22 protein-coding genes and 2 pseudogenes are annotated in these 23,993 nt (G+C 58.2%); 6 read left to right on the forward strand and 18 right to left on the reverse strand.

Annotated features, from left to right (window positions below; genetic code table 11):
• Window positions 1-121: 121 nt before the first annotated feature.
• The gene (locus GR197_RS28510) at window positions 122-310 is read right to left on the reverse strand and encodes a hypothetical protein (RefSeq protein WP_246724712.1); all 189 of its coding nucleotides are present in this window, start codon (window positions 308-310) and stop codon (window positions 122-124) included.
• 123 nt (window positions 311-433) lie between these two features.
• The gene (locus tag GR197_RS28515) at window positions 434-2,263 is read right to left on the reverse strand and encodes an ATP-binding protein (RefSeq protein ID WP_246724713.1); all 1,830 of its coding nucleotides are present in this window, start codon (window positions 2,261-2,263) and stop codon (window positions 434-436) included.
• A gap of 54 nt (window positions 2,264-2,317) precedes the next feature.
• Here GR197_RS28515 and GR197_RS28520 point away from each other — a divergent pair, with 54 nt between their 5' ends.
• The 4 genes from GR197_RS28520 (at window position 2,318) to GR197_RS28535 (ending at window position 5,569) form a co-directional block, all read left to right on the forward strand.
• Entirely contained in the window at window positions 2,318-2,545 is a 228-nt protein-coding gene (locus tag GR197_RS28520; protein WP_246724714.1) for a hypothetical protein, read from the forward strand.
• A gap of 78 nt (window positions 2,546-2,623) precedes the next feature.
• Window positions 2,624-3,802, forward strand: a complete 1,179-nt coding sequence (locus tag GR197_RS28525) for an alanine racemase (protein WP_164015701.1) — start codon at window positions 2,624-2,626, stop codon at window positions 3,800-3,802.
• A complete protein-coding gene (locus tag GR197_RS28530) occupies window positions 3,802-4,227 on the forward strand; it encodes a RidA family protein (RefSeq protein WP_164015704.1) in 426 nt (141 codons plus the stop codon). Before GR197_RS28525 ends, GR197_RS28530 begins: the two co-directional genes overlap by 1 nt.
• Window positions 4,228-4,246: 19 nt before the next feature.
• Window positions 4,247-5,569 (forward strand): NAD(P)/FAD-dependent oxidoreductase, encoded by a 1,323-nt coding sequence (locus GR197_RS28535; protein WP_164015706.1) that lies wholly within the window; start codon window positions 4,247-4,249, stop codon window positions 5,567-5,569.
• Between the two features lie 36 nt (window positions 5,570-5,605).
• Here the strand turns inward: GR197_RS28535 and GR197_RS28540 are convergent, their stop codons facing one another.
• From GR197_RS28540 to GR197_RS28560, 5 genes are all read right to left on the reverse strand, one after another.
• Window positions 5,606-6,880, reverse strand: a complete 1,275-nt coding sequence (locus GR197_RS28540; protein ID WP_164015709.1) for an NAD(P)/FAD-dependent oxidoreductase — start codon at window positions 6,878-6,880, stop codon at window positions 5,606-5,608.
• Between the two features lie 63 nt (window positions 6,881-6,943).
• On the reverse strand, window positions 6,944-7,420 hold the full coding sequence (locus GR197_RS28545; protein ID WP_164015712.1) for an Lrp/AsnC family transcriptional regulator: 477 nt from the start codon (window positions 7,418-7,420) through the stop codon (window positions 6,944-6,946).
• Window positions 7,421-7,486: 66 nt separating this feature from the next.
• Window positions 7,487-8,812: an aspartate aminotransferase family protein gene (locus GR197_RS28550; protein ID WP_164015715.1), complete on the reverse strand. Its 1,326-nt coding sequence runs from the start codon at window positions 8,810-8,812 to the stop codon at window positions 7,487-7,489.
• 82 nt (window positions 8,813-8,894) lie between these two features.
• Window positions 8,895-9,992: a phosphotransferase gene (locus GR197_RS28555; RefSeq protein WP_164015719.1), complete on the reverse strand. Its 1,098-nt coding sequence runs from the start codon at window positions 9,990-9,992 to the stop codon at window positions 8,895-8,897.
• 301 nt (window positions 9,993-10,293) lie between these two features.
• On the reverse strand, window positions 10,294-10,962 hold the full coding sequence (locus GR197_RS28560; RefSeq protein ID WP_164015722.1) for a haloacid dehalogenase type II: 669 nt from the start codon (window positions 10,960-10,962) through the stop codon (window positions 10,294-10,296).
• Window positions 10,963-11,540: 578 nt separating this feature from the next.
• Here GR197_RS28560 and GR197_RS28565 point away from each other — a divergent pair.
• Together GR197_RS28565 and GR197_RS28570 are read left to right on the forward strand one after the other, a co-directional pair.
• Window positions 11,541-12,533, forward strand: a complete 993-nt coding sequence (locus GR197_RS28565; RefSeq protein ID WP_164015724.1) for an ornithine cyclodeaminase family protein — start codon at window positions 11,541-11,543, stop codon at window positions 12,531-12,533.
• Window positions 12,533-13,510, forward strand: coding sequence for a threonine/serine dehydratase (locus GR197_RS28570; RefSeq protein ID WP_204330444.1), 978 nt, complete (start codon window positions 12,533-12,535; stop codon window positions 13,508-13,510). Before GR197_RS28565 ends, GR197_RS28570 begins: the two co-directional genes overlap by 1 nt.
• A 90-nt stretch (window positions 13,511-13,600) precedes the next feature.
• Here the strand turns inward: GR197_RS28570 and GR197_RS28575 are convergent, their stop codons facing one another.
• The 11 genes and pseudogenes from GR197_RS28575 to GR197_RS28625 form a co-directional block, all read right to left on the reverse strand.
• Window positions 13,601-14,449, reverse strand: coding sequence for a GNAT family N-acetyltransferase (locus GR197_RS28575; protein WP_246724715.1), 849 nt, complete (start codon window positions 14,447-14,449; stop codon window positions 13,601-13,603).
• A gap of 224 nt (window positions 14,450-14,673) precedes the next feature.
• Entirely contained in the window at window positions 14,674-15,027 is a 354-nt protein-coding gene (locus tag GR197_RS28580; protein ID WP_018068425.1) for a cupin domain-containing protein, read from the reverse strand.
• Window positions 15,028-15,145: 118 nt separating this feature from the next.
• Window positions 15,146-16,654 (reverse strand): NAD-dependent succinate-semialdehyde dehydrogenase, encoded by a 1,509-nt coding sequence (locus GR197_RS28585; RefSeq protein ID WP_164015731.1) that lies wholly within the window; start codon window positions 16,652-16,654, stop codon window positions 15,146-15,148.
• A 480-nt stretch (window positions 16,655-17,134) separates the two neighbouring features.
• Window positions 17,135-18,130: an ectoine utilization protein EutC gene (gene eutC / locus GR197_RS28590; protein WP_164015733.1), complete on the reverse strand. Its 996-nt coding sequence runs from the start codon at window positions 18,128-18,130 to the stop codon at window positions 17,135-17,137.
• Complete coding sequence (gene eutB / locus GR197_RS28595) at window positions 18,130-19,113, reverse strand: hydroxyectoine utilization dehydratase EutB (protein WP_164015736.1); 984 nt, start codon at window positions 19,111-19,113, stop codon at window positions 18,130-18,132. The genes eutC and eutB overlap by 1 nt, the downstream gene beginning before the upstream one ends.
• A 59-nt stretch (window positions 19,114-19,172) precedes the next feature.
• Window positions 19,173-20,390 (reverse strand): FAD-dependent oxidoreductase, encoded by a 1,218-nt coding sequence (locus GR197_RS28600; RefSeq protein ID WP_164015739.1) that lies wholly within the window; start codon window positions 20,388-20,390, stop codon window positions 19,173-19,175.
• 144 nt (window positions 20,391-20,534) lie between these two features.
• Window positions 20,535-20,867 (reverse strand): annotated as a pseudogene (locus GR197_RS28605) (cupin domain-containing protein); the annotation flags it as partial.
• Window positions 20,868-20,903: 36 nt separating this feature from the next.
• A complete protein-coding gene (locus tag GR197_RS28610) occupies window positions 20,904-21,584 on the reverse strand; it encodes an ABC transporter permease (RefSeq protein WP_164015742.1) in 681 nt (226 codons plus the stop codon).
• A gap of 4 nt (window positions 21,585-21,588) precedes the next feature.
• Window positions 21,589-22,299: an ABC transporter permease subunit gene (locus GR197_RS28615; RefSeq protein WP_164015745.1), complete on the reverse strand. Its 711-nt coding sequence runs from the start codon at window positions 22,297-22,299 to the stop codon at window positions 21,589-21,591.
• 58 nt (window positions 22,300-22,357) lie between these two features.
• Window positions 22,358-23,175: pseudogene (locus GR197_RS28620) on the reverse strand (transporter substrate-binding domain-containing protein).
• A gap of 41 nt (window positions 23,176-23,216) precedes the next feature.
• Window positions 23,217-23,993 carry an amino acid ABC transporter ATP-binding protein gene (locus GR197_RS28625; RefSeq protein ID WP_164015749.1) on the reverse strand — a complete coding sequence of 259 codons (777 nt, stop codon included), beginning with the start codon at window positions 23,991-23,993 and terminating at the stop codon, window positions 23,217-23,219.

Here is a 23,993-nt window from a genome sequence, read left to right on the forward strand (position 1 = left end):
GGCCCATGAGCCCAAAACAACGAAGGAGAAACGCAGGACCTTGACCACTACGACCAGCACAAACGATACCTAAAGGCGGGTCACTTCTCGGTGGAAACGCCGGGTCAGCTCTCAGTGGAAATCAACACTGTCCGCTCTTGATCTTGAGATCGAGCGGGTTGACGCTGCTCGCCTTGACGCGGACGAGAACCTCCCCCGCCGCGGGAGCCGGGCAGACCATGCGCGCGCGAACAAGCTCCGAGTTCCTTTCAGTGAGGACGAGTGCGTCCATTTCTATAGGCGTGGTGGTCTTCATCAGTCTGCCCTTCATGCTCCGCTGCCGACAATCCGGCGACGGGCAGAAGATTGCAGAACAGCTTGGTCTCCAGCCAGTGAATCGTGGTGAAATCTTGTGATGGGCGGCGTAACCGCCATGCGCTCCGTCACAAGGCCGTTAAGACATTTCTGCCAACATGGCCCTGGCAGACTTCAGGTCGGCTGTTTCGAAACCCTCGGTGAATCTGAAATAGACGTTCGCCAGAAACTCCCGTGCACCTCGATTGTCGCCCCTTTGGCGAGCCGAGCGTGTCAAACTCATCGCGGCTCTCAGCTCTAGGGAAAGCGCATCCTGGCGCCCTGCCATCTCCATCGACTGAAGATAGCACCGTTCGACGAGGTCCGGCGGCTCACCACAGCCGGAAAGGACGTCACCCTTTAGGCGGTAGAGCTCCGTGATGTACCAAAGTTCATTCTTTTCCTGGCTCGAAGCAATGGCGGTCTCCACGAGTGCGCGCGCTTCGGTGTATTCGCCAAGAGATGCATGGCCTTCTGCCAGTAGGCCTACAAATCTGACGATGTAGAGGTTGAAGAGTTTCACCTGGCGGAGTTCAGCCAATCCGTTCCGGAGAAGCGGAACACCTCGCTCGGGAAGTCCCCTCTGAATGAGAAGGGCCGCTTTCCAGCAACGGCCGAACACCTCCCATGGACCGAGCCCGTTGAGCTTAGCGAGGTCCAGCAGCTCGGTTATCGCCTCATCGGCCGCTGTCAGATCACCGACATGAACCAGGATCGGGCATGACCATCGCGCCAACGCTTCGCAAAGGGAGATTGCGTGTCCGGAGGCGCGCGCCGCAGCTACTGCCGTATCGGCTGCGCGAACAGCCTCATCCGGAAAGCCCTGCATCCAAAGCAGTTGCGCGGGCTGGATTCTCGCAGAGACAGACTGACCGAACCTGAATCTCACCGCTCCCCCCGGGGGAAGGTCAGTGGCGACATCGTGCGAAAGCATGAGATCGGCGTGACGGCGAGCACCACGGAGGTCTCCCATGCAAAACAGCGTCATGCTCAGCATGCGGTCGGCAATGAACTGATCGAGACCGTTTCGGGCAAGCGACATGAAGCGATCCGCGCTTTCCAGCGATGCCCGGTATTCTCCCATACCCACCTGCGCGACCCACAGTCCCCAAACGGCTTCTGCTTGGGCCTCAAGGTCGTCCAGCGCTTCGGCGATCTCCAACGCCTTGGCGAAAGCTGCTGGGGCTTGAGGAGCGAAGCCGACCTTGAACGCCTGCGAGAGACCGAGCGCCCTGTAGAGCTGCATGATTTCACGGGCGTGCGTGTCTCGCCGCTCCCCGGGGTGGATGCCGAGCAATGCGCGCTGAACGCTAGTCAGGCACTCGTCGACAAGAGAGAGCTGGTACCATAGAGGAACTGCGGCGACGGTCACCGCAAGACCTGTTTCGGGATCGCCGCTCTCTGAGTAGGCCCATTCAAGGACGAAGCGCACGTCGTTGATGTGGGTGCCATATTTGAACAACCAATCGTCACTGGACAGGGTCTCGACTTCCGCCTGGGAATTCCCGAGTGCGTCGCGAAGAAAGGACGCAAGACGTCTTGCGCTGAGGTCAAGCTCACCGCTCTCCTGAAGTTTTTTCAGAACGAAGGCCCGCGTCGTATCCAGCAGACGGTAACGCGCCGCTTTGCCCTGTGCATCGACCGCCACCAGCGATTTCGCCACTAGACGAGCCAGCAGCCCGGGAACGTCGTCTTCGGAGGCCTCTGCGCCAAAAGCGACGGCAGCCGCAGCTTCTCGGTCGAAAACACCCGAGAACACCGCGAGCCGGCGCAGAACCTCCTGCTCAACCGAAGGAAGCGCCCCGTAGCTCCAGTCGATCATTGCCGCCAGAGTCTGATGGCGAGGCAGTGCCGTGCGGCGTCCGCCCGTGAGCAACCTTAACCGATCATTCAGAAGTTCCGCGATGCCACGGGTGCCGAAAGCTTCCACCCTCCCCGCGGCAAGCTCGATCGCGAGCGCGATCCCGTCAAGTTGACGGCATATATGCGTGACGATCGGAGCCTCGTCGTCATCGAACGTGTACTCGCTCCCGAACGGGCGGCGGTCGTACGGTCTGGTGCTGCAGGCTTTACCATCGGAACGGCGGCTTTCAATGGCGCTTTTTCTGGCAGTTCCGATCTGCGGTCGGAGATCGAGGCGGAGATCAACGTTCTCGAGCGGATTTACGCTGACGCGGATGGTATTGCACCATCAGTATTAACCCGCACCTGAATCGGAGCTTCACCGATCATTAATTGCCGACTTTACGATTTGGCGACAAGGTGAGTTTCTAATTTGGAGACCCGACAAATGGATTTAGCGACATTCGCCCCCTCCCCTGGCTTGGCAGCCACCACCACTCTTGAGATGCTGGAAACGCCCTGTCTGGTTCTGGATGCGGACCGGATGGACCGCAATATCAAGCGGCTCAGAACCCGGCTCGATGACCTCGGCGTGTCGCTGCGACCGCATCTGAAGACGGCGAAGTCGATTGACGTGGCCCGGCGGTTCATGGGTGCGCCAGAGGGACCGGCGACCGTCTCGACACTGAAGGAAGCCGAGCAGTTCGCGGCCGCAGGCGTTCGCGACATGATTTATGCGGTTGGTATCTCCCCGGCAAAGCTCGCGCGTGTCGTCGATCTGCTCGCCAAGGGTGTCGATCTCGTCGTCATCCTGGATACGGTCGAGCAGGCGCAGGCGGTCGCCGAGGCATCCCGGAACGCCGGGATGCCCATCCCGGCCATGATCGAGATCGACTGCGACGGCCACCGCTCGGGTGTGCGACCCACTGACCGAGCCCAGCTCTTAGAGATCGGGCAGGTGTTGGCGGCAGGTGCCGATCTGCGTGGCGTTCTGACCCATGCCGGCGACAGCTATAAGGGTGGGGGCGTCAAGGCCCAGCAGCTTTATGCGGAAGCGGAGCGATTGGCAGTTGTGGAAGCCGCGCAGCTTCTGCGCAGTGGGGGCCTGCCATGCCCGGTCGTCAGTGTCGGTTCGACGCCGACGGCCCATCACGCGAAGGATCTTGCCGGCGTGACTGAAGTCCGCGCCGGCGTGTTCGTGTTCTTCGATCTGGTGATGGCAGGCATCGGCATTTGCCAGGTCGATGACATCGCGCTCAGTGTTCTTGCGACAGTTATCGGACACCAGCGCGAGAAGGGCTGGATCATCACCGATGGCGGATGGATGTCGCTGTCGCGGGACCGTGGTACCAGCAAGCAGGCTGTCGATCACGGCTATGGTCTGGTCTGCGACATTGACGGGAATGTCTATGGTGACATCATCGTTGCCGATGCGAACCAGGAGCATGGAATTATCGCCGTACGGCCAGGGTCGGACGCGCCCCTGCCCGAACTTGCGGTTGGAGACCGGGTGCGGATCCTGCCGAACCATGCGTGCGCGACCGCTGCGCAGCACGCAGCCTATCATGTGGTGCGCGGCGGCTCGCATGCCGTTGAGGCCTGCTGGCCGCGTTTCGGAGGCTGGTGATGTCCAAATCAATTACTGTGAGTACCGATCGTGCGCCCAGCCCTGCGGGTCATTACGTCCAAGCGAAGCTGGCCGGTCAGCATCTTTATATTTCCGGGCAGCTCCCGATCCGGGCCGGTGGGGAGCCGCTTGCCGACGACAGTTTCGAGACCCAGGCGGGGCAGGCCATCGACAACATGCTGGCGGTCCTGGAAGCCGCAGGCGGAACAACGGCCGATCTCGTCAGGGTGACGGCCTATATCGTCGGCGTTGGCAACTGGCCACGCTTCAACCAGGTCTATGCAGCACGGCTGGGGGATGCCCGTCCGGCGCGCACCGTCGTTCCGGTGCCCGAACTCCACTACGGCTATCTCGTCGAAGTCGATGCGATCGCCGTGCTCGCCCAAAATGCTCCTGCAAGACAGGCAGAAAACAGCTCCGACTAATCAACTCAGGTCAGCCACGATGTCACCACTCCTCAAACGCATACCGAGCGATCAAGAGCTTCCCACTAAGGCGGACGTCGTCGTCATCGGTGGCGGCATTATCGGCGCGTCGGCGGCATTTTTTCTCGCAGAGCGGGGGCTCTCCGTTGCTTTGGTCGAGAAGGGCTATATCGGTGGTGAGCAGTCCAGCCGAAACTGGGGCTGGTGCCGCCGGCAGAACCGCGATGAGCGCGAACTGCCGCTCTCGGGAATTTCCATGCAGGCGTGGGACCAGTTTGCAGCCAAAATCGAGGAAGACGTCGGCTTCCGCCAATGTGGTCTGTTCTATGCGACAGACAACCCGGAGCAGCTGGCGGAATGGGAACAATGGCTCGATCTTGCCCGGCAATTCAACGTCAATACTAAGATGCTAACTGCCCGGGAGGCGCATGACAGAATTCCCGCGCAAGGCCGCCGCTGGCTGGGCGGCGTCCATTCAGTCGATGATGGCAAAGGTGAACCCGCCATTGCGGCGCCGACCATCGCGAATGGTGCCCGAAAGTTCGGAGCGACTATCCACCAGGAATGCGCGGCCCGCGGCCTTGATATCGTCAATGGCGCAGTTGCTGGCGTGATCACGGAAAAAGGGCTTATCAAGTCGCATGCCGTTCTCAACGCCGGCGGTGCGTGGACATCCTTGTTCTGCCGCCAGCACGGCGTTCACTTCCCGCAGGCAAGTGTGCGCCAGACCGCGATCCGTACGCGGCCCACAACCAATCTCGGCGAGGCGATCTATACGCCGGTGTGCTCGTTGACCCGCAGGTTGGATGGCAGCTACACGCTTGCTATCAGCGGCAGGGCGACGCTCGATATCACGCCGCAGGGCGTCCGCTATGCGCGCTGGTTCATGCCGATGTTTCTGAAGCGGCTAAAAGCTGTCCAGATCGGCGTGGGGAGATCCATGTTCAAAGGACCGGAAGCGTTCGCGAGCTGGAACAAGGATACGCTTTCGCCTTTCGAGCGGATCCGTGTTCTCGACCCAACACCAAGCCGCCGGACGATCGCGGCTATTTTGAAGGGTGTCACCGAGCAGTTCCCGGCGCTGGCGGGCATCGAGATTGCCGACAGTTGGGGTGCCTATGTGGATTGCACACCGGACGCGGTACCAGTGATCTCGCCATCCGATCATGTGAAAGGCCTTTATTTGGCTGCTGGCGGCTCCGGCCATGGCTTTGGGATTGGCCCAGGCATCGGCCGCCTTGCCGCTGATCTGGTTGCTAACGATAAGCCTTGCGTTGATCCTACGCCCTTCCGTCTGTCGCGCTTCTTTGACGGCTCCAGAGTCGAGGTAGGCGGGCTCTGATTGTAACGGATAGGCGGGGATGTGGGACAGAAGTGCCTAGCCGACACTGTCCAGCATCTTGTAATACATTCCGACCAGCGGCAGGAACCACGGGGTTCCGAAGTGTCCCGGGACGGCTGGCCATTCGAGCCCCGCTATTGGATTGCGGTCCGGCCGGCCGAGGATCGCGTCGGCGATCAGCATTCCGAGATGGGTCGAAAGCTGGGCGCCATGGCCGGAGTAACCCATGGCGTACCAGACGCCGTCATGACAGCCTGCGCGCGGGAACCGATCCTTGGTTATGTCGACGAGCCCGCCCCAGCAATAGTCGATCCCGACACTGGCGAGTTGCGGGAAGATTTCTGCGAGGCTTGTCTTTAGGGTCGCTCCAATCTTGGCGTCCGAACCGTGGTCGGAAGTTGCCGAGAAGCGCGCGCGGCCTCCGAAGATCAGCCGGTTGTCGGGCGAGAGCCGAAAATAGTTGCCGATATTCGTGGACGTAACGCAGGTGCGGTTGCCGGGCATGGTCGCCGCGATCTCCGCTTCGGTAAGCGGCCGCGTGGCAATGATGAAGCTGCCTACCGCAATGATCCGTCGCCGGAAATAGCCAAATGTCGAAGGTGTATAGGCGCCGGTGGCAACAAGCACCGCATCGGCAGTGACGCTGCCGCGACCGGTTTTCAGATGATGACGGCGGTCCGCCTGCCGATGGCCCATGACGGCCGCGTTCTCGAAGATCGTCGCGCCATGACGCTTCGCTGCTTCGGCGAGCCCTATGACGTAGCGACCCATATGCACCATCGCGCTCTTCTTCGAGAGCATCGCGCCGTGGAAGGGCGAGCCGATTTCCTGCTTCAGGTCGTCTGCGCTAAGCAACGCCGTGTCCGGATCGACTTCGGCGTGCACGGCTTCGAAGTTGCGCGCGATCGCTTGGAAATGCTGGGGCTTGGAGGCGAGCTTCAGCTTACCGGTGCGGCGGAAGCTGCAATCAATTTTCTCCTCTTCGATTAGAGTCTCGATGGTGTCGATCGAGTCGTCCAGCGCCTTGTAAAGCGCAATCGCGCGCTCCTTGCCAAGCTCCGCCTTTGCCGCCAGATAGCTGTGCGCAAGTCCGTTGTTCAAGTGACCGCCATTGCGGCCGGACGCGCCCCAGCCCACCGCCTCGGCTTCCAGAACGACGACTTTGGCACCTGCCTTTGCTAACTGCCGGGCGGCGCCAAGACCGGTGAAGCCGCCGCCGACCACCGCAACGTCGTAATGGCCATCGATCGGACCCTCATCGGCCCCGGCAAAAGCCGGAGCAGTGTCGTGCCAGTAGGATAAAAACTTCATGGTAGCGCGCCTTGTCTCTAGAGATTGGATCGCCCGGAGAAGGGGCGAGGAGCTTATCAGAGCCTATGGTTGAAACAGCTTCGTCAGCGGCAGTTGCGCCCTGCGGATCGGCGATTTCAGCACGACGTAGCTGAAATACTTGTCAATACCGACGTCCAGCTCGATCAGCCGCTCCATGATCTCCTGATATTCGTCTATGCCGGTAGTCACGAATTTCACGAGATAATCGTAGCCACCGGAAATCACATGGCACTCGATGAGCTGCTCAATCTTCTCAATAGCAGCCAGGAAGCGTGCAAAGTCGGTCTGCCGGTGGTTCTTCAGCGTGACCTCGGTGAATACCGTTAGCGCCTGCCCCAACTTGGCGACATTGATCTGCGCTGTGTAGCCCTCTATATAGCCCTCCGACTGCAGTTTCTTGACGCGCATGAGGCAGGGGCTCGGCGATAGATTGACCACCTCCGCAAGCTCGACATTTGACATTCGGCCATTCTGCTGCAGCACGTGCAGGATCTTGATGTCGGTCCGATCGAGTTTCATGGACTTAGCTTTCGCTGATGAACATGGCGCAAGCATATTCGGCTGCCGAGGCAGCCGATGTCACGCCTATGAAACGGTCTTGAGTGCGGCTTCCATGGTTTCGAGAAACCGATCCACATGCTCCGCCTGGCAAATCAGTGGGGGCCGAACTTTCAGCGTATCCTCGTTGGCGCCAGTCGTGCTGATAAGAACGCCATCGTCACGCACCAGGTTTACAATCTCCAATGCCATGGCACGCCGGCTGGCCTCTCCCGTTCCATCCAGCCCGATGTCGATGCCGAAGAACAGACCGGCATTTCGAATGCCGCGGATACCGTCGTGCAGCTTAGCAAGATGCTCCAACCCCATTTTCAGGCGTTCACCCATAGCATGCGCATGCTCAAGCATGCGATCTCGGTACAAAATGGTCAGGACGGCGTCAGCGGCCGCGATCCCGACGGTGTTGCCGCCGAAAGTGTTTGAGTACCGCGCAGTTGCGCCAAAGCGATCCATCGGTGCCTTGCGGCCAACAACCGCGCCGATTGGAAATCCATTGCCCATAGGCTTGCCGAGAGTGACGAGGTCAGGCACAACTTCGTGACGCCCAAAACCCCACATGTGTGTGCCCGTCCGTCCAAATCCTGGCTGAACTTCATCGGCAATCACGAGGCCACCTGCTTCCCGCACCGCTCTAACTCCACCGGCGATGAAGCCAGGAGGGTCAACCCAGACGCCGTCGCTGGAGAAAATCGTGTCGATGAGAAGGGCCGCGATGCCAATCCCACGCCGGTTCAAATCAGCGATTGCGGAGCGAACCTGTTCTTCAAAGAATGCCGCAGCTTGCCGCTCGGGTATGCCCGAGGGACCGTGCAACGACACCATGCGCACGGCAGGGCTGAGCTTGATGGCATCGCCCAGATTAGGCGACACCATTGCGGTGGCCGCACTGGTGCCGTGATAGGCATGGGAAGAGACGATCACGCCCTCGCTGCCGCTGGCCAGCCTTGCAATCCGGAGCGCCAGGTCGTTCGATTCGCTACCCGTGCAGGTAAAGACAACGCGGTTCAGCTCCTGGGGAAAGGTGGCCACGAGCCGTTCGGCATAATCGACCAGCCTCGGTTCAAGATAGCGCGTGTTTGCGCTAATTCGGCTGGCTTGTTCTGCCATGGCAGCGTTGATTTCGGGATGACAATGCCCAAGAGAGGGCACGTTGTTATAGAAATCCAGATAAGGACGTTCGTCCGGATCGTAGAGCCACATGCCCTCGCCCCGAACGAAATGAACCGGCCGGCGGTATTGGAGCCTGTAGGAGGCTCCCAGTACGCTGTCGCGCCTGGCGATCAGCTCAGATTCACGCGGGGGAATTGGGGCCTCCCCTGGGGTAAAGCGGTTGGGCATGAGATCGGTGGACATTGCTTTGATCCTGCTTAAGTTTTCTTTCGCGAGAAAGTTTCGACTTACTAACGCAACGTTTGAGTGCGTCCAGAAACCCGGGCTAAGGCACTGCGCGACGTACAGCCATCTCGGCCTCCCCCACATCCAACCTCGATAGAATAGAGAGTCCGCGTTCGGCCCTGGCCACGTTTTTCTTGATATATGCTGCCTCGGCCGGAAACAGCTTGGCTCGCCAGTAGTTGATAAGGATCAGCGCGCTTTGCCGCGCCGTTATGAGTCCGACGAGCAGTTTCTCCTCAAGCGCGGAAAGTGGAAGCACCGAAGCATAACCAGCGATAAGATTTTCTGCACCTCCCAGAGCCAAAGACGGATCCGTCACCACGTGGCCTGCCGCAATCGCCAAATCCTGGATCCGTGGACCCCAGCAGCCGTCGCCGAAATCAATGAAGGCGATCCCATTATCGGTCAGGAATGTGTTGAACGGGCTAGGGTCATTGTGCGTAACCTGCCAGGCGACCTCGCGCAGTCGTGGCTTGATAAGCTCGATAAAAATGCTCATGGCAGAACGGACGGATTCTGCAACAGGCCCCGAGGGCAGATGCTCCTCCAATTCCATTAGCTTCGGCCAGCATGCGACGTGCCAAAGGACTGGGCGATGCATGGCGGGCAGCTTCAGAGGCTCGAGAGCCAAACTGAGCCTGCCAAGCGCCTGGCCGACCCGGCAAAGGACGTCGGGAGTGGCGGTGGCCTGGTGCAGAGGCACCCCTGAAAGTTGGGTCTGCAGGTAGCCGCAAATCTCCTCCTCTTCGAACATCAGCGTACCGGCGCCGGTACGCACCAGATGAGGTGCTGCGAAACCGGAAGCGCCTTCCAGCCCTGCAAGGGCCGCAACCTGGAAGCGGAAACTGTCTCGTCCTTCCGGCCGCGCTGAAGTTTTGAGGATCAACCGATCGCCGCTCAACAGAGTGACCTCGGCGGTACATTCGACTTCCGAGGACAGAACCCTGATCGTTCCCGTCAAACCGTAGTGGCGCAGTAGCAGCTCACAGGACACGTGCGCCTCGGCAGGGCTCGGCTTAGTCGCCAGAATAGCGGCAGCGCCCCTGAAATATGCTTCGGTGAATGGCTCGCCGACCGACTGGTTGCCGTCGAGATGACCCCCGCCGTCGTCTGGAACCGCATCGTTACAAGCACCCACGATTGAAACCCTCGCACTGTTCGGAGCCGGACGGCGATGGTCAAAAACGACCGTCGGTATGGCATCCAGTCCGCTGCGGCCAACCTCCGAGAAGGATGGCGATGCTACTGAAGGCGCTGGAACCACTGTCCCCGCCTTGAACACGCTTGTCCTGGCCCGGCATTGTTACCTCGCCCGTGCCGGGATCCATGAACGCGCCGCCGAACACGGCGGCACCGCAATGCCTCGGCCCTTTACCCTCCGGCAAACCGCGGTTCGCTGTCGAACCGGTGGAAGAGAGATCTTCAGATGTATCGGGCTCCTAAAGCCCGACAACGCCCGGCAAGTCCGAGATGGCGGCAATCTCGGTGTAGCCGTAATAGGGATTGGCAGGCTCGTGACCGCGATTGACCCAGACCTTGTTCTTGATCCCAAGGTCGTGCGCGGACATAAGATCGTAACGGAACGAAGAAGAGCAATGCAGTATGTCCTCCGGTCCGCAGCCAAGCATATCGAGCATATATTCGAAGGCCCGGAAGTGCGGCTTATAGGCCTGAGCCTCTTCGGCGGTGTAAACCGCGTGGAAAGGCGCGCCGAGCTTCTCGACGTTAGACATGATCTGGGAGTTCATTGCATTCGAAAGGATGACCAGCGGAATTTCCTTTGCCACCTTGGCAAGACCGGCCGGAACGTCGGGATGCGGCCCCCAAGTGGGAACGCGTTCGTAAACCATCTGCGCGTCTTCGTTCTTGAATTGGATGCCGTTGCGTTTGCAGGTCCTCGCCAATGCGTTATGCACCACCTCCGCATAGGGCTTCCAGTCGGCCATGACTTCATCAAGCCGGTACGCAGAGAAGTCGGCGATGAACTGCAGCATTTTCTGCTCGCTCATGCGCTCGGCGTAGAGATCGCGTGCCGCCTCCGCCATCTGAAAGTTGATCAGCGTGCCGTGGCAATCGAACGTGATGTATTTCGGGCGGAAAGTGGTCATGCGCTTCGTCCTTGCTTTGCGGGGAGCTGTTTAAATTATGACCAATCATAGCCCGGCGCTCGCATCCGAATTGCCCGGAGATTGCGGAACATCAGCACAAAATGCTGGAGGGAAACATCATTTCCGCTTGTGAGTGCTGGGTCACAGTGATCCGCGGTCGATATGCCGGACGCGCCACACAGATACTGCTCCAGTCAACCGACTAGCCATGCCGGAAACGGAAGTACACCTGCGGAGTATGGGGGCTTGCATCGCAAAGATCCCGCGTCGCGGAAAGGATTCAATCCCTGGAAAAGCTCGGCATTCGGCATCCTACGCGACATCGAGTAAGTTCGACTGGATCAGCTCCCAATTCTTCGCCGATGTCAGCATTGAAGGTGGCCGGATATTTCCAACACACCGCCCAAGCTCCGAAAGGCGCCTGCCGGTACTCTCTGCCAAAATCGCCATGCGATATAAAACAATCTGCTTGGGGCTACGCGAATACGGCCAATAGACTCACAGCGGGCCCAATATGATTAGTGCGGGTCAGGTCGTGATGCGCCGATGCATCCGACGAATTGAAGTAGAGGTCACGCATGAAAACGCTGCTGCTCAAGAAGAATGACGTAGGACGGCTTATCCGCATGACGGAAGTCATCGGCGCGGTCGAAGAGGCTTACCAGGCCTTCAGCAGCGATCAGGTGGAACAACCCGACTATATCGGGATTCATCTGCCCTCGCTGCGTGGCGAGATCGACTTCAAGCTTGGCTATTATAAGGTCGCTGAAATCATCTCCATGAAGGCGCATTCCGGAGGGTTCACCAACAACCCGGTAGAACACGGCGTGCCGAACAGCATGGGCACCATTCTCCTGTTTGATGCCAAGAGCTGTGCGTTGATTTGTATCATGGATGGTAGTTTGATCACTGGCCTCAGAACCGGGGCGGCGGGAGCCGTCTCCGTCAAAGCACTGGCAAGAAAGAACGCCAGGACGATTGCGTCAATCGGCACAGGCAATCAGGCAAGAATGCAAATCCGTGCGATCAACGAGATCCTGAAGATCGAAGAGATCTATGCCTGGGACAGCACCTACGAAACAAGTTCCAAATACAAGGCGGACATCGAGCGCGAATTCGGCATTCCCGTCACCGTCGCAAGCTCGAAGAAGGAGGCGGTCGAGCGGGCCGACATCTTGATCACAACGACCCGAGGGAAAGGGTCGCTCGTAGAAGCGGAATGGGTAAAACCCGGTACGCACATCGTCGCAATCGGCACGGATCAACGGGGCAAACAGGAGCTGGATCCGGAGCTTTTCCGAAACGCCAAAATCATCGTCGACTCGCTTTCGCAATGCACCGAAAAGGGCGAGACCTGGCACCCGCTGGACAAAAATATCATTACCAAGGACGACATCCACGGTGAAATCGGCGAGGTATTATTGGGTAGGAAGCCGGGACGAGAAAGTGATGCCGAAATCACCATTTTCGACTCCACGGGGATGGCCATACAAGACAATACGACAGCCAACAAAATCTATCAGAACGCAATAGCCAACAACGTCGGCACTTTCTTCCCGTTTTTTGAGTGATGTCCATGCGCAACTACCCCACCATTCAAGACATTCGTGAAGCTCAGGAACGGCTGAAACCGCACATCAGGCACACGCCGCTATTGCGCGCGGAAAAGATGGAAAGCGCCGCTGGGTGTGAGCTCTATCTCAAGCCGGAAACCCTGCAGATTACTGGTGCATTCAAAATTCGCGGCGCCCTGAACAAGGCTCTCTCGCTATCGCGGGAAGAGATCGCAAACGGCATCATCGCAACGTCGTCGGGCAATCATGCCCAAGGGATTGCCTATGCTGCCAGGTTGCTCGGCGTAAAAGCAATTTTGGTGCTTCCGGTCACCACGCCCAAAATTAAAATTGAAAACACAAAGGCACTCGGGGCAGAGGTCATTCTTTTCGACGGCGACACTGCCGCCAGGTGGAAAAGGGTGTATGAAATTGCTGAGGAAAACAAATACGCAGCTGTTCACGCTTTCGAGGACCCGGTAGTGATGGCCGGCCAGGGCACGATCGGTTGTGAAATACTGCAGGATCTCGCCGATGTAGATACGGTCATTGTTCCCATTGGCGGCGGCGGGCTAATCTCGGGAATCGCGACTGCCATCAAAGAATCGAAACCATCGGTGCGCGTCATTGGGGCGGAACCTGCCCTGACGCCGAAGTATTTTCAGAGCCGTATAAACAAGGAGCGCACTTCGCTTCCTTTGAAAAACACTATTGCGGATGGGCTGAGGATAAGCGTTCCGGGCCAGAATCCTTTTCCGATTATCGAAAAGTATGTGGACGAGATTGTTCTTGTTGAAGACGAGCATATCATCGCCGGGATGCGCGCTCTTGCCAAGGACGCGAAACTCATAGCTGAACCCGCCGCTTCCATCGGCGTGGGAGCACTGTTGGCGGGCGCTATGGACGTCAAGCCCGACGAAAAAGTTTGTGTCGTGTTGTCTGGCGGAAACTGGGATCTATGCGACCTTGCCGAGATATACAATGCGGAGAGGTGATCGCTACTCGCGATCACCTCAGAGTACAGACATACTTATTATGTTTCGCCCACAGACATTGGACGTGCTATCAAGGGACTTCCGTCGGTCTCAGCCAATAGCTTGGCTGGCCAGGCAGAAAGTCTGAACCACTGGTGTTTGAGAGCGACCCGCAGCGCCTCGAACCATCGCAACGACTTCACCCTCTTGAGGCATCCCCCAGTCTTCGAGCGACGAGGAAAGGCCTGTCTGTTCAGGGATGTCGATCCGTACGAAGCGACCCTCCTTGCCTGAGAGGATGAATGCCAGCAAGTCCCTCGCCTGTTCGAAGTTTTCCGCAACGACCGGCCCGACGACTTCGCCCTTGCCGAACAACCGCGTCGATGCGAACGCGACGATACGATCACCGTTCCGGATGGCTGCGAACGTTCCCTCCTTCGCCAGGACATCGATTAACCTATCGCGGGAGGCTCCGAATGCGGCACCATCGACCGCTTTGATTTCCGGCAGCGCGTCGGGCGTGACCCACTCGACATTTTCAGGAGCATCGACTTGACTGGCGACCCCTTGGTGGCGGACGATTTGGTGCGTTGCGACGAATCCTATCTTTTCATAAAGAGGCAAGCCGTCACTCGTCGCAGTCAAACGGCATTGGCGATCACCGGCGAGTTCCAACACGGCGGTGGTCAATTTTCTTCCCAATCCCCGGCCGCGCTGGCTTTCGTCGACAATGATCATGTTGATGGCTGAGCAGGTGTCGCCGAAGGGAGTCATGAGAGCGGTTCCCACAACCCGGTCGCCCGCGAGTGCAACGCGCCCTTGGCTCAGCGACCATATCATTTCCCAGTCTTCTCTCCTGTGAGCCCAACCCGCCGCGCGCGACAGCGCCACCGCATCATCCAGATGGTGAGCCTCGAAAGGCGCAAGAACGATCGATTCCGTTTGCATGAGTTCATCCATTTCGTGGGTCTCTGCTTTCACCTCGAAACAACGGCGGCGGGTTTTGGTGAAACAGGTGCGAAAGACAGACGTCTAGGCCGAACCGCGACCTTGGTATACAGGCCTTCGAGTTTGGAAGTGAGCATGGGCGGATAAACCGCCCATCCGATTTCGGGTCGAAGCAATCCAAAGGCCCTGCCTGCTGGATCGCCCCATTTCCGCCCCGAAATCGATAGTTCGCATGATCAGGTGACGGTGACGAAGATTTTTCGCACCGTCTCTATAGTCTTCCAAACGCCGACATAGCCAGGCTTCATCACGAAGCTGTCACCTGCACGATAAGTGACAGGCTCCTTTCCCTTCTCGGTCAGTTCGATGACACCGTGGACGAGATGGCAAAATTCAAAAGTCTCACCCTTGATGGAGTGCGTTTCGCCGGGCGTGGCCTCGAAGACACCGGTATTGACTGTGCCGTCCTTGGCGGTGTCCTGCAACCATGTCTTGAAGGCGGGGCTGCCCGCGATGAGGCGATCCGGCTCGGCAGTTTTATGCTTCGGCTCGAACAATGGATTCGGGTCGATGGTTTTCAGTAGCGACATGTATCTCTCCTAGTTCTGGCTTGAGCCACCCGCGTCACCTTTGGATGGCTTTGAGCCGGCTTGACTTCCGCACGCCATTACCATGGCATGGCGAAGCGTAGCTGCGTTGATCGCGCCCCTACCAGGCGGCGGCGATGTATTTCGTTTCGAGATATTCGAGCATGCCGTGGTGGCTGCCTTCGCGTCCAAGGCCGCTCTGCTTCATGCCGCCGAACGGCGCGGCAGCGTCGGAAACAACACCTCGGTTAATTCCCACCATGCCGCTTTCCAGCCTGCCCGCGACAGCAAGCGCGCGCTTGAGGTCACGGCTAAAGACATAGGACACCAATCCATATTCGGTATCGTTGGCCAGTTCGACGACCTCGTCTTCAGTATCGAACGCAATGATTGGCGCGACCGGACCGAAGATTTCTTCGCGAAGTATCTCAGCGTCTGGAGAGACGTCGGCCAAGACGGTTGGCAGATAATAGAAGCCCTCGCCGCTCAATCTGCTGCCACCGGTAACCAGGCGGGCTCCCTTGGCAATTGCGTCGTCCACGAGGCGCTCGACCTTGGCGACCGCGGCTTCGGTGATCAGTGGGCCAAGCTGCTTATCCGCAGCCAGGCCTGGTCCTACTTTGAGTGCGGCCATCTCTTCCGCGAAACGACGCGTGAAGTCAGCCAGAATCCTCTTTTGCACGTAGAAGCGGTTCGCGGCTGTACAAGCCTCACCGCCATTGCGCATCTTGGCGACCATTGCGCCGGCGACAGCGGTTTCCAGATCGGCATCGTCGAAAACGATGAACGGCGCATTGCCGCCCAGTTCCATTGAACAACTGACGACTTGGTCCGCCGCCTCGTGCAGCAGGATCCTGCCAACGCCTGTCGAGCCGGTGAACGACAGCTTCCGTACCCGCTTGTCATGCAGCATCGCGCTGACAACAGGGCCCGCTTTCTTCGTGGTAACAATGTTGACCACTCCGGCGGGAACACCTGCCTGTCGCATGAGTTCTCCGATCGCCAGCGCTGTAAGAGGGGTCTCGGCTGCGGGTTTCAAGATGCAGGTACAGCCCGCGGCCAACGCAGGAGCAATTTTGCGCGTAGCCATTGCTGCTGGGAAATTCCAAGGCGTTACCAATACGGCGATACCAATCGGTTCATGGCTCACGATGATGTGGTTCGCGCCGGAAGGTGCAGGTCCGAATTCACCGGGAGATCTCACTGCTTCTTCGGCATACCAGCGGAAAAACTCGGCCGCGTAGGCGACTTCCGATCTTGCGTCGGCAAGTGCCTTGCCATTTTCAACTGTGATCAGTTGCGCCAGCCATTCTGCCTGTTCGAGGAGAAGGTGAAAACACTTCATCAAAACATCCGAGCGCCGGCGCGGCGGAGTTGCTTTCCAGGCCGCAGCCGCCTCTGCTGCCGCGTCGACGGCCGCCATTGCGTCCGGGATGTCGGCGTCACAGACGGTGGCGATTGCATCAGCAGTCGAGGGATCGATCACATCAAAGGTCCGGCCGCCTTTCGCGGCGACCCATTGGCCGCCGATGAACAGTTGGCTGGGAGCATCGCATGCTACAGCAGCCGCCTGCGAAGGAGCAACACGGGTTGTTTCAAGTGTTGGAGTTGTTTTCACGTTCACCACCATTCGCTACCAATCAGGATCGTCATGCGATCAATATACAATTGGTTTCACGATTGGTGTCAATATAGATCAAATTGGTTGCGCAGATTATTTTCCAAGTTCGAAAACTGGGGATGCGACGATGGGGCTGGGTTCGTTGAAAGAACCGCGAGCGCCACAGCATTTCACGGTCGATGGCAGCATTAACGCGACAAAGCCCGGCTGCAATCGGGCGGTGACAACAACCGGACGCGGACGTCATGCCGACATTGTTTTGCAGTCGGTTGATAATTCCCTTGTCAGAAAGGGCCGCCACGCTAGCAACGCGTTGCACCAATTTTCCGAGCCGACATCCTCAAGCGTATCCAATCGAGAAACTGCGGATGCCGCTCGAAAAAACGGCCCTGCACGAAAAAGGACGGTCGGCCAAAACGTTCTGTCGCCGGACTGCATTTCTCACCGCCCCCATATCAGGCGCGCTCGACTGGCAAAGATCGCCTGCCATTAACTTTCAAAAAGCGTCCCCGCGCGGTGCGCTTCGGCGCGCGCAAACGCAAGCGTGGCAATGGCCGTGTCCTGAACACCGGTTCCTGTAAGATCGGCAATCGTGATCTCCGAGACACTTTTGCGGCCCGTCTTGGCGCCTGTGACAATCTGGCCCAGTTCTGCAAACTCCGCATCGCCCGAGACTAGGCCGGCTTCAATGGCATGGTGGAGTTCACCCAGTCTCCGCGTTTGTTTGAGGCTGTCGGCCACATAAACATCTGCGCGTTTGATGGCCGTCGGGTCGATTTCGTTCTTATGTTCCGCATCCGAACCCATAGCTGTCAGATGCTGCCCGGGTTCAAGCCAAGAAGCATCGACAATTGGCCGGTTCGCTGGTGTGGTCGTGACGATGATCTGGGAACCGGCAATTGCCTTTTTAGGATCGTCAAACGCGGAAATTGAAAGGTTTCGTTTGCCGGCGAATTGTTCGACGAGCGACTGCGCCTTGCGAGGATCACGCGCCCAAACACGGATCTCTCGAACCGGCCTCACCAACGTGAGGGCTTCAAGTTGCAGCCTCGCCTGAACGCCTGCTCCGAAGACCGTCACGATCGACGCATCCTTCTGCGCCAGATGGTTTGCCGCAACAGCGCCGGCGGCAGCCGTGCGAACATCCGTGAGATAGCCATTATCCAGCAAAAGAGCCTGTACCAGGCCGGTTTTACTCGAAAGCAAAACCATCATCCCATTGGTGCTCGGTAGTCCGATCTTCGGATTGTCGAAGAAGCCGGGACTGATCTTGATGGCAAAGCCGCTTACGCCCCGAATATACGCAGTCTTCACATCGACTTCGCCCCTGCTGTCAGGGACGTCGAGACGCAGAATCGGCGGCATTTTAACTGCATTCTCCATCGCCAGCGCGCGGAAGGCATTTTCAACACAATTAACCGCATCGATGTCGAGCGGCACGATCGACCTGAGCTCCGACTCAGTCAATATTCTTATTGTCGGCATTAGCTTCCCTCACCAATCGTATTGAGCCCGTTGACCACGTTCCTGTGCAACGCCATGTCGATGTTTCCGCCCGAAAGGATTGCCGCGATCGGGCCTTCAACGTGCGCCAATTTCTCTGAGAGCAGCGCAGCAATACCGACCGCGCCAGCACCCTCGACTATCTGACGCTCATATTCATAAGCGTGGCGTATGCCGGCCGCTATTTCACTCTCGTCGACGAGCACCACTTCGTCGAGAAGGATTTTGCACATTTGGAACGTCCAGGCGTTAGCCAATCCAATGCCGCCACCGAGCGAATCGGCGAAGCTTCGATGCTCTTCGACCTGGACCGGGTGGCCCGCATCAATGCTGGCCTTCATCGCCGCTCCCCGCTCCATGGTAATGCCGATCACTTTGATCTCCGGCCGCACCGCCTTGACGGCCGCCGCGACACCTGCTGCCAAACCGCCGCCCGACAGGGGAACAAGAACCGCCGCGACTTGAGGCATCGCCTGGACGATTTCAAGACCAAGGGTACCCTGGCCGGCGATGATCCGGGGGTGGTCGAAGGGCGGGATCATGCTGAGGCCTTCCTCCGCGACCAGCCGATCAACCTCCTCTTGCGCATCATCTTGCGAAGACCCGACGATCCGCACCGATGCACCTAGCCGGCGGATTTCAGACACCTTGTTTTCGGGCACAAGTCGCGACATGCAAATGGTCGCGCGGGAGCCCATCGCCTGAGCGGCGTAGGAAAGCGCGCGTCCGTGATTGCCGGTGGAAGCCGCGATAATGCCTCGATTGCGCTCGGACTGGCTGAGCTGCAGAATGGCATTGGTCGCCCCTCGAAGCTTGAAGCTTCCGGTCAGCTGGTGATGCTCCAGCTTCAGGCTGACTTGCGTTCCGATCAGTTCGGACAGCGCCGCCGACATCACGAGAGGCGTGCTGCGGATATGCTTAACAATGCGCTCGCGCGCTTGCTCGATCGTTTCCAGGCTAATCATGTTTTTTCACTTGAAGCTCGGCCTCACTATCCGTGACCCACTGTGCTACGCTCTGCACCTCAGCTTTTCTGGCGACGGCGCAGCGTCTTTCTGTCGTGACGCTCATACAGCGAGTAAACAATAGGAATGAACCAGGGTTTGCCCTTAAAGAATGGCACGGCCCTAGGAGCTGAGTCGAAATCGAATGCGGAGCGCGACTGTTCCGCGTCGCCCAGGATCTTGAACGCAGCCTTCTTGCCTAGCCATCTGGCCCATACGACACCAGAGCCGCAATAGCCGGTCGCATAGACCGTATTCCCTCGCGAGAACATGCGAGGGATCATGTCGCGGTTCATGGCCACATAGCCGAACCAGCTATGCGTAATGTTTATCCCCGCGAGTTCCGGGAAAAGCCTTGCAAGTTCGGTTTGCAGATGCCTGGTCGGAGCCGCCGGATCTCCCTCGGTCGTGCCATCGCGTCCGCCAAACAAGATTCGGGAACCATCGTGCGACGGCCGATAATAGTAGCTGAGCTTGCGCATGTCGCCATACATCATGCGCGGTGGCATCAGCAGATCCATCATCTCCTTATCCAGCGCTTCAGTTGCAATGATCCTGCTGCGGACAGGAACAAGGCGTCGACGCAGCCACGGGTCGAAACCGTCGGTGTAGCCGTCGGTGCAGACAAGAAGCTTATTGGCGAAAACATCGCCACGCTCGGTTTGAACTCGCACGCCACCAGCCTCGTTGACCGAGCCAAGGACTGCGGTATTTTCATGAATGACCGCGTTCGATGAGCTTATCAGGGCGATCATGGCCGCAAGCAGTTTTGCCGGCTGCAGACCACCAACATCCTTACGTACAAACCCTCCGATATAAAGGTCTGTCCCGATGAACTTCCGGACGTCGGCCCTTTCCACCGGATATGCCTCGACACCGAGGTTCTGTTGCAGGAAGTCTGCCTGACGACGGAGTTCTTCGGCCTCGTCAGTCGTCATGGCGCCGCTGAAGACCCCAGACAGGGAGAAATCGCATTCTATATTTTCCTCTCTCAGGAAGCGCCAAAGATCCTCTCGCGCCGCCTTGCCTTCGAGGAGAATGGCTTGTGCCCTCTCCTGCCCGAACCGCTTGATGAGATCCTTGCGCCCCGGGCGGATACTTCCGCTGGCCATGCCTCCATTTCGGCTGGATGCCGCCTGGCCAAGAGCCTGGCGGTCGAACAGCTGGACATGCTTGCCGGCACGGGCAAGTTCGAGTGCAGCCGACAAACCAGTATACCCGCCGCCAACGATCGCCACATCACATGTCTTTTCCACGTCTCGAGCTGGCAGGGACGGCAAGCGGCAGTCCTCCCACCAGTAGGGCGTTGACTTGATTGGATGTCGTTGAGCTTGGGTCATGAGCAGGTAGGTTCCGGAAAGATGACTTGACGTGGTGATGACTTAATCTCGGGAGACCCAGAGCTTGCGCGTCGTTTCGATGACCCGCCAGGTTCCAACGAAACCCGGATGCATGGCGAAAGCGTCGCCGGCCACGATGCGTCGCGGCACGCAGCCGTCCTCGATCAGGTCGGAAACACCCGAAAGAATGACGCAAAATTCGAAGGTTTCGCCCTTGATCGAGCGGTATGCGCCGGGTGTTGCTTCCCATACGCCGGAGCGAACAACACCATCAGTTGTCTGTGCGATGTCCCAGCTCAGGAACTGCGGGTTGCCCTCGACAAGTCTGTCAGGCGCTGGCTGACCCTTGCGCGGTTCAGGAAGATTGTTCTGATCGTGAGATTGGACATGCTATTTCCTTTTTGGAGGTGATTATCGGACGAGCGACAAGCGTCGTTCGAGAAGTTTCAAAGCGGTGAGAGCAACGACGTTCATGGCGAGATAGAGGGCAGCGGTGATGATGAAGATGTCCATGATCGCGAAGGTCTCGCTCATCAATCTCTTGGCATATCCAGTGACTTCCAGGACAGTGATTGTCGATGCGAGGCTCGATTCCTTGACGATAATGGCCGCCTCGCTGCTGTAGGCAGGCAAAGCCTGGCGCAATGCCAACGGAAATTTCACTCGTGCGAAGACATGCCAGGGGGACATGCCGCAGGCTTCGGCCGCCTCGATAAGCCCCTTGGGAAGAGAGAGGAAACCCGTGCGGAAAATTTCACCGGTGTAGGCGCCGGTATTCAGCACGACGGCGAGGATCGCCGCGTGCAATCCATCACCAATCATCCACCACAGCACCGGGTTTTGACGGATGAAGCTTACCTGCGCCAGTCCGTAGTAAATGACGAATATCTGAACCAACATCGGCGTCCCGCGGAAGATCGCGCAGTAGGCGTCGCAGCTGTTGCGTAAGATCCTGTTCTTCGAGCCGCGGCCAAGACCGACAGCGATACCAAATGGGAATCCGAAGCCAATTCCGAACAGGGCGATCAGCAATGTCGTCTTGGCGCCGAAAAGCAAAAAGGGCACGGCATATTTGACAATCTCGGGATCCATGTCATCACCCTCCGAAGCCGCGATTCAGCGCACGTTCCGCCCGGGAGAACAGGCTTTGGCTGACCGCTGTCATACCGAAGAACAACGCCGCGGCGATGCAATAAAAGAGGAGAGGAGAGCGCGTGATCCCAGCCGCGATCGCTGCCGTTCTCATCAGTTCCTGCAGCCCGACAACCGAGATCAGGGACGTGTCCTTGATCGTCATCTGCCAGACGTTGTTGATCCCTCCGAGCGCCAGTCGTAGAGCCAGTGGAAACGTGATACGGAAGAACGTGACCGTGCCTGGCAAGGCAAGCGACCGCGCGGCTTCAATCAGTCCATGCGGCACCGCCTGAAGTGCACCGCGGATCACCTCGATGGAATAGGCGCACGAGATTGCGGCTATGGCGATCACGCCGATGATATACGGGTAGGCATTGTCGACCGAGTCCTGATAGCCGAAAGCGGTCGTGGCGGTTTTGACCCAGTCGACGGAGCCGAAAAACAGCAGGTAGATCACCAGCAGCCCCGGAACACCACGAACGACGATGCTATACGCATCGACCAATTGCGAAACCACGGCGACTTTCTGCCAACGCAATACAGCCAATGGGGTGGCAATAACGAAACCCAAAGACATTCCGAGAAGACCGATCGCGATCGTGATGGCACTTCCCCGCAGCAGAGCAAGCGCCCAGCCTCGCTCCACCATCAATATCCAGAAATCAGCTAGCATGGACACCATCCCAATGACCTGCCTTGGACCAAGCCAAGACAGGTCTCATCGTCAAAGATCACTTCTTGCAGGGAATGGTATAGTCGTCCTGGAACCAATGCATCGAGGCTTCTTTCACTTTGCCATTGTTAATCATCGTGCAAAGCGCGGCGTCGACCTTCGCCTTTAGTTCAGTGTTGCCCTTGCGCATCCCAACGCCCATCCCGTGTCCAAGAACGTCCGGATCATCCATGGCCATGATCTTCACGTCGATCTTCGTGAAGTTTGCGCCATCGGGCGTGGGAAAAAATCCATCCAGGTCGGCGAATCTCCGAAAGCGACGTCGATACGGCCGCTTGCAAGGTCGGCGGTTTGCTGAGTGACAGCGTCGTATGTCTTCAGGTCAACGCTTGGCATCCGCTTTTCAATGAATTTGGCGTAGGTCGTGCCGGTGACGACGCCCACTCTTTTGCCTTCAATAGCCTTTTCAATTTCCGCCAGGCTCTTGAGACCGGCGAGCGGAGAATCCTTCGCAACGACGAAATAGAGAGGAGTTGTTGCATAGGGGATGGAGTAGTCGATCTTTTTCTGGCGCTCGGCGGTGATCCCGAGGCCGGATATAATGACGTCGAACCGATCGGTATCCATGGACGGGACAAGCGAACTGAACGTCTGCACAACAAACTCACACTTTAACTTGAGCTCGGCGCAGATGCCATTGGCGATGTCTGCGTCAAAGCCGGTGACATTACCGTTCGGATCAGCCATGCTGAACTTCGGCGCATCGCCCTCCGTGCCGATGCGCAGGACCCCGTCCTTAGCCGAAGCGGCCGTGGCCAGAGCGGAGACGAGCAGGCTGGTAGCAAGCGCTGACTTGATGATTTTGCTGATGATCATGTCTGTTACCCTTTTATCGTTGTTGTTGTGGCCTGATGCCTCTAGGCGCAGGCCGGCATGACGCCTGACAGGAAACGCTTGACCCCTTCTGTCGCGGGATTTCGAAGTAGTTCTGTCGGCGTGTCGTCCTGCTCAAGGCGGCCCTCTTGCAGGAATATCATCCGGTTCGATACGTCTCGTGCGAACCGCATTTCGTGTGTGACGAGGAGGATCGTGGCACCCTCTTCGGCCAGTGTTCTAATAACCTTCAGCACTTCCCCGACGAGTTCCGGGTCGAGTGCGGACGTTGGCTCATCGCACAACATCAATTTCGGTCGCATCGCCAGCACACGTGCGAAGGCGACCCGTTGCTGCTGCCCACCAGATAATTGATGTGGGTAGCGCTCGCGGAAATTCGCCATGCCAACCTTCGACAAAGCGGACGACGCAACCTCTTCGGCCTCCTTTTTGCTCATGCTCAGCACGTAAATCAGGGCCTCGGTCACGTTGCCGAGGACGGTGCGGTGGGGCCAGAGGTTGAAGTTCTGAAACACCATGCCGATCCGCTGGCGAAACCCTCTGATATAGGAAGCGTTGACGATCTCGCTCTCACCACCCTTTTTGCAATTGACAGAGATCGCCTGGCCCATGAACTCGATCTGCCCGGATGTCGGCGTCTCTAGGAAGTTGATGCAGCGAAGGGCGGTGCTTTTTCCACACCCAGATGATCCGATTAGAGAAATTACCTCACCTTCACACATGCGGAAGCTGATCCCATCCAGCACCTTCGTGGATCCGAACGTCTTGGTGAGTTTGTGGACCTCCAGGACCTCGCTCAT

It is taken from the genome of Rhizobium phaseoli, from assembly GCF_010668805.1.
Taxonomy (GTDB): domain Bacteria; phylum Pseudomonadota; class Alphaproteobacteria; order Rhizobiales; family Rhizobiaceae; genus Rhizobium; species Rhizobium phaseoli_A.

Coding starts and splice junctions, on each gene's coding strand:
- GR197_RS28510 (WP_246724712.1), bottom strand. CDS start 310: ATGAAGGGCAGACTGATGAAGACCACCACGCCTATAGAAATGGACGCA.
- GR197_RS28520 (WP_246724714.1), top strand. CDS start 2,318: ATGCGTGACGATCGGAGCCTCGTCGTCATCGAACGTGTACTCGCTCCC.
- GR197_RS28525 (WP_164015701.1), top strand. CDS start 2,624: ATGGATTTAGCGACATTCGCCCCCTCCCCTGGCTTGGCAGCCACCACC.
- GR197_RS28530 (WP_164015704.1), top strand. CDS start 3,802: ATGTCCAAATCAATTACTGTGAGTACCGATCGTGCGCCCAGCCCTGCG.
- GR197_RS28535 (WP_164015706.1), top strand. CDS start 4,247: ATGTCACCACTCCTCAAACGCATACCGAGCGATCAAGAGCTTCCCACT.
- GR197_RS28540 (WP_164015709.1), bottom strand. CDS start 6,880: ATGAAGTTTTTATCCTACTGGCACGACACTGCTCCGGCTTTTGCCGGG.
- GR197_RS28545 (WP_164015712.1), bottom strand. CDS start 7,420: ATGAAACTCGATCGGACCGACATCAAGATCCTGCACGTGCTGCAGCAG.
- GR197_RS28550 (WP_164015715.1), bottom strand. CDS start 8,812: ATGTCCACCGATCTCATGCCCAACCGCTTTACCCCAGGGGAGGCCCCA.
- GR197_RS28560 (WP_164015722.1), bottom strand. CDS start 10,962: ATGACCACTTTCCGCCCGAAATACATCACGTTCGATTGCCACGGCACG.
- GR197_RS28565 (WP_164015724.1), top strand. CDS start 11,541: ATGAAAACGCTGCTGCTCAAGAAGAATGACGTAGGACGGCTTATCCGC.
- GR197_RS28570 (WP_204330444.1), top strand. CDS start 12,533: ATGTCCATGCGCAACTACCCCACCATTCAAGACATTCGTGAAGCTCAG.
- GR197_RS28575 (WP_246724715.1), bottom strand. CDS start 14,449: ATGGATGAACTCATGCAAACGGAATCGATCGTTCTTGCGCCTTTCGAG.
- GR197_RS28580 (WP_018068425.1), bottom strand. CDS start 15,027: ATGTCGCTACTGAAAACCATCGACCCGAATCCATTGTTCGAGCCGAAG.
- GR197_RS28585 (WP_164015731.1), bottom strand. CDS start 16,654: ATGGTGGTGAACGTGAAAACAACTCCAACACTTGAAACAACCCGTGTT.
- eutC (WP_164015733.1), bottom strand. CDS start 18,130: ATGCCGACAATAAGAATATTGACTGAGTCGGAGCTCAGGTCGATCGTG.
- eutB (WP_164015736.1), bottom strand. CDS start 19,113: ATGATTAGCCTGGAAACGATCGAGCAAGCGCGCGAGCGCATTGTTAAG.
- GR197_RS28610 (WP_164015742.1), bottom strand. CDS start 21,584: ATGGATCCCGAGATTGTCAAATATGCCGTGCCCTTTTTGCTTTTCGGC.
- GR197_RS28615 (WP_164015745.1), bottom strand. CDS start 22,299: ATGCTAGCTGATTTCTGGATATTGATGGTGGAGCGAGGCTGGGCGCTT.
- GR197_RS28625 (WP_164015749.1), bottom strand. CDS start 23,993: ATGAGCGAGGTCCTGGAGGTCCACAAACTCACCAAGACGTTCGGATCC.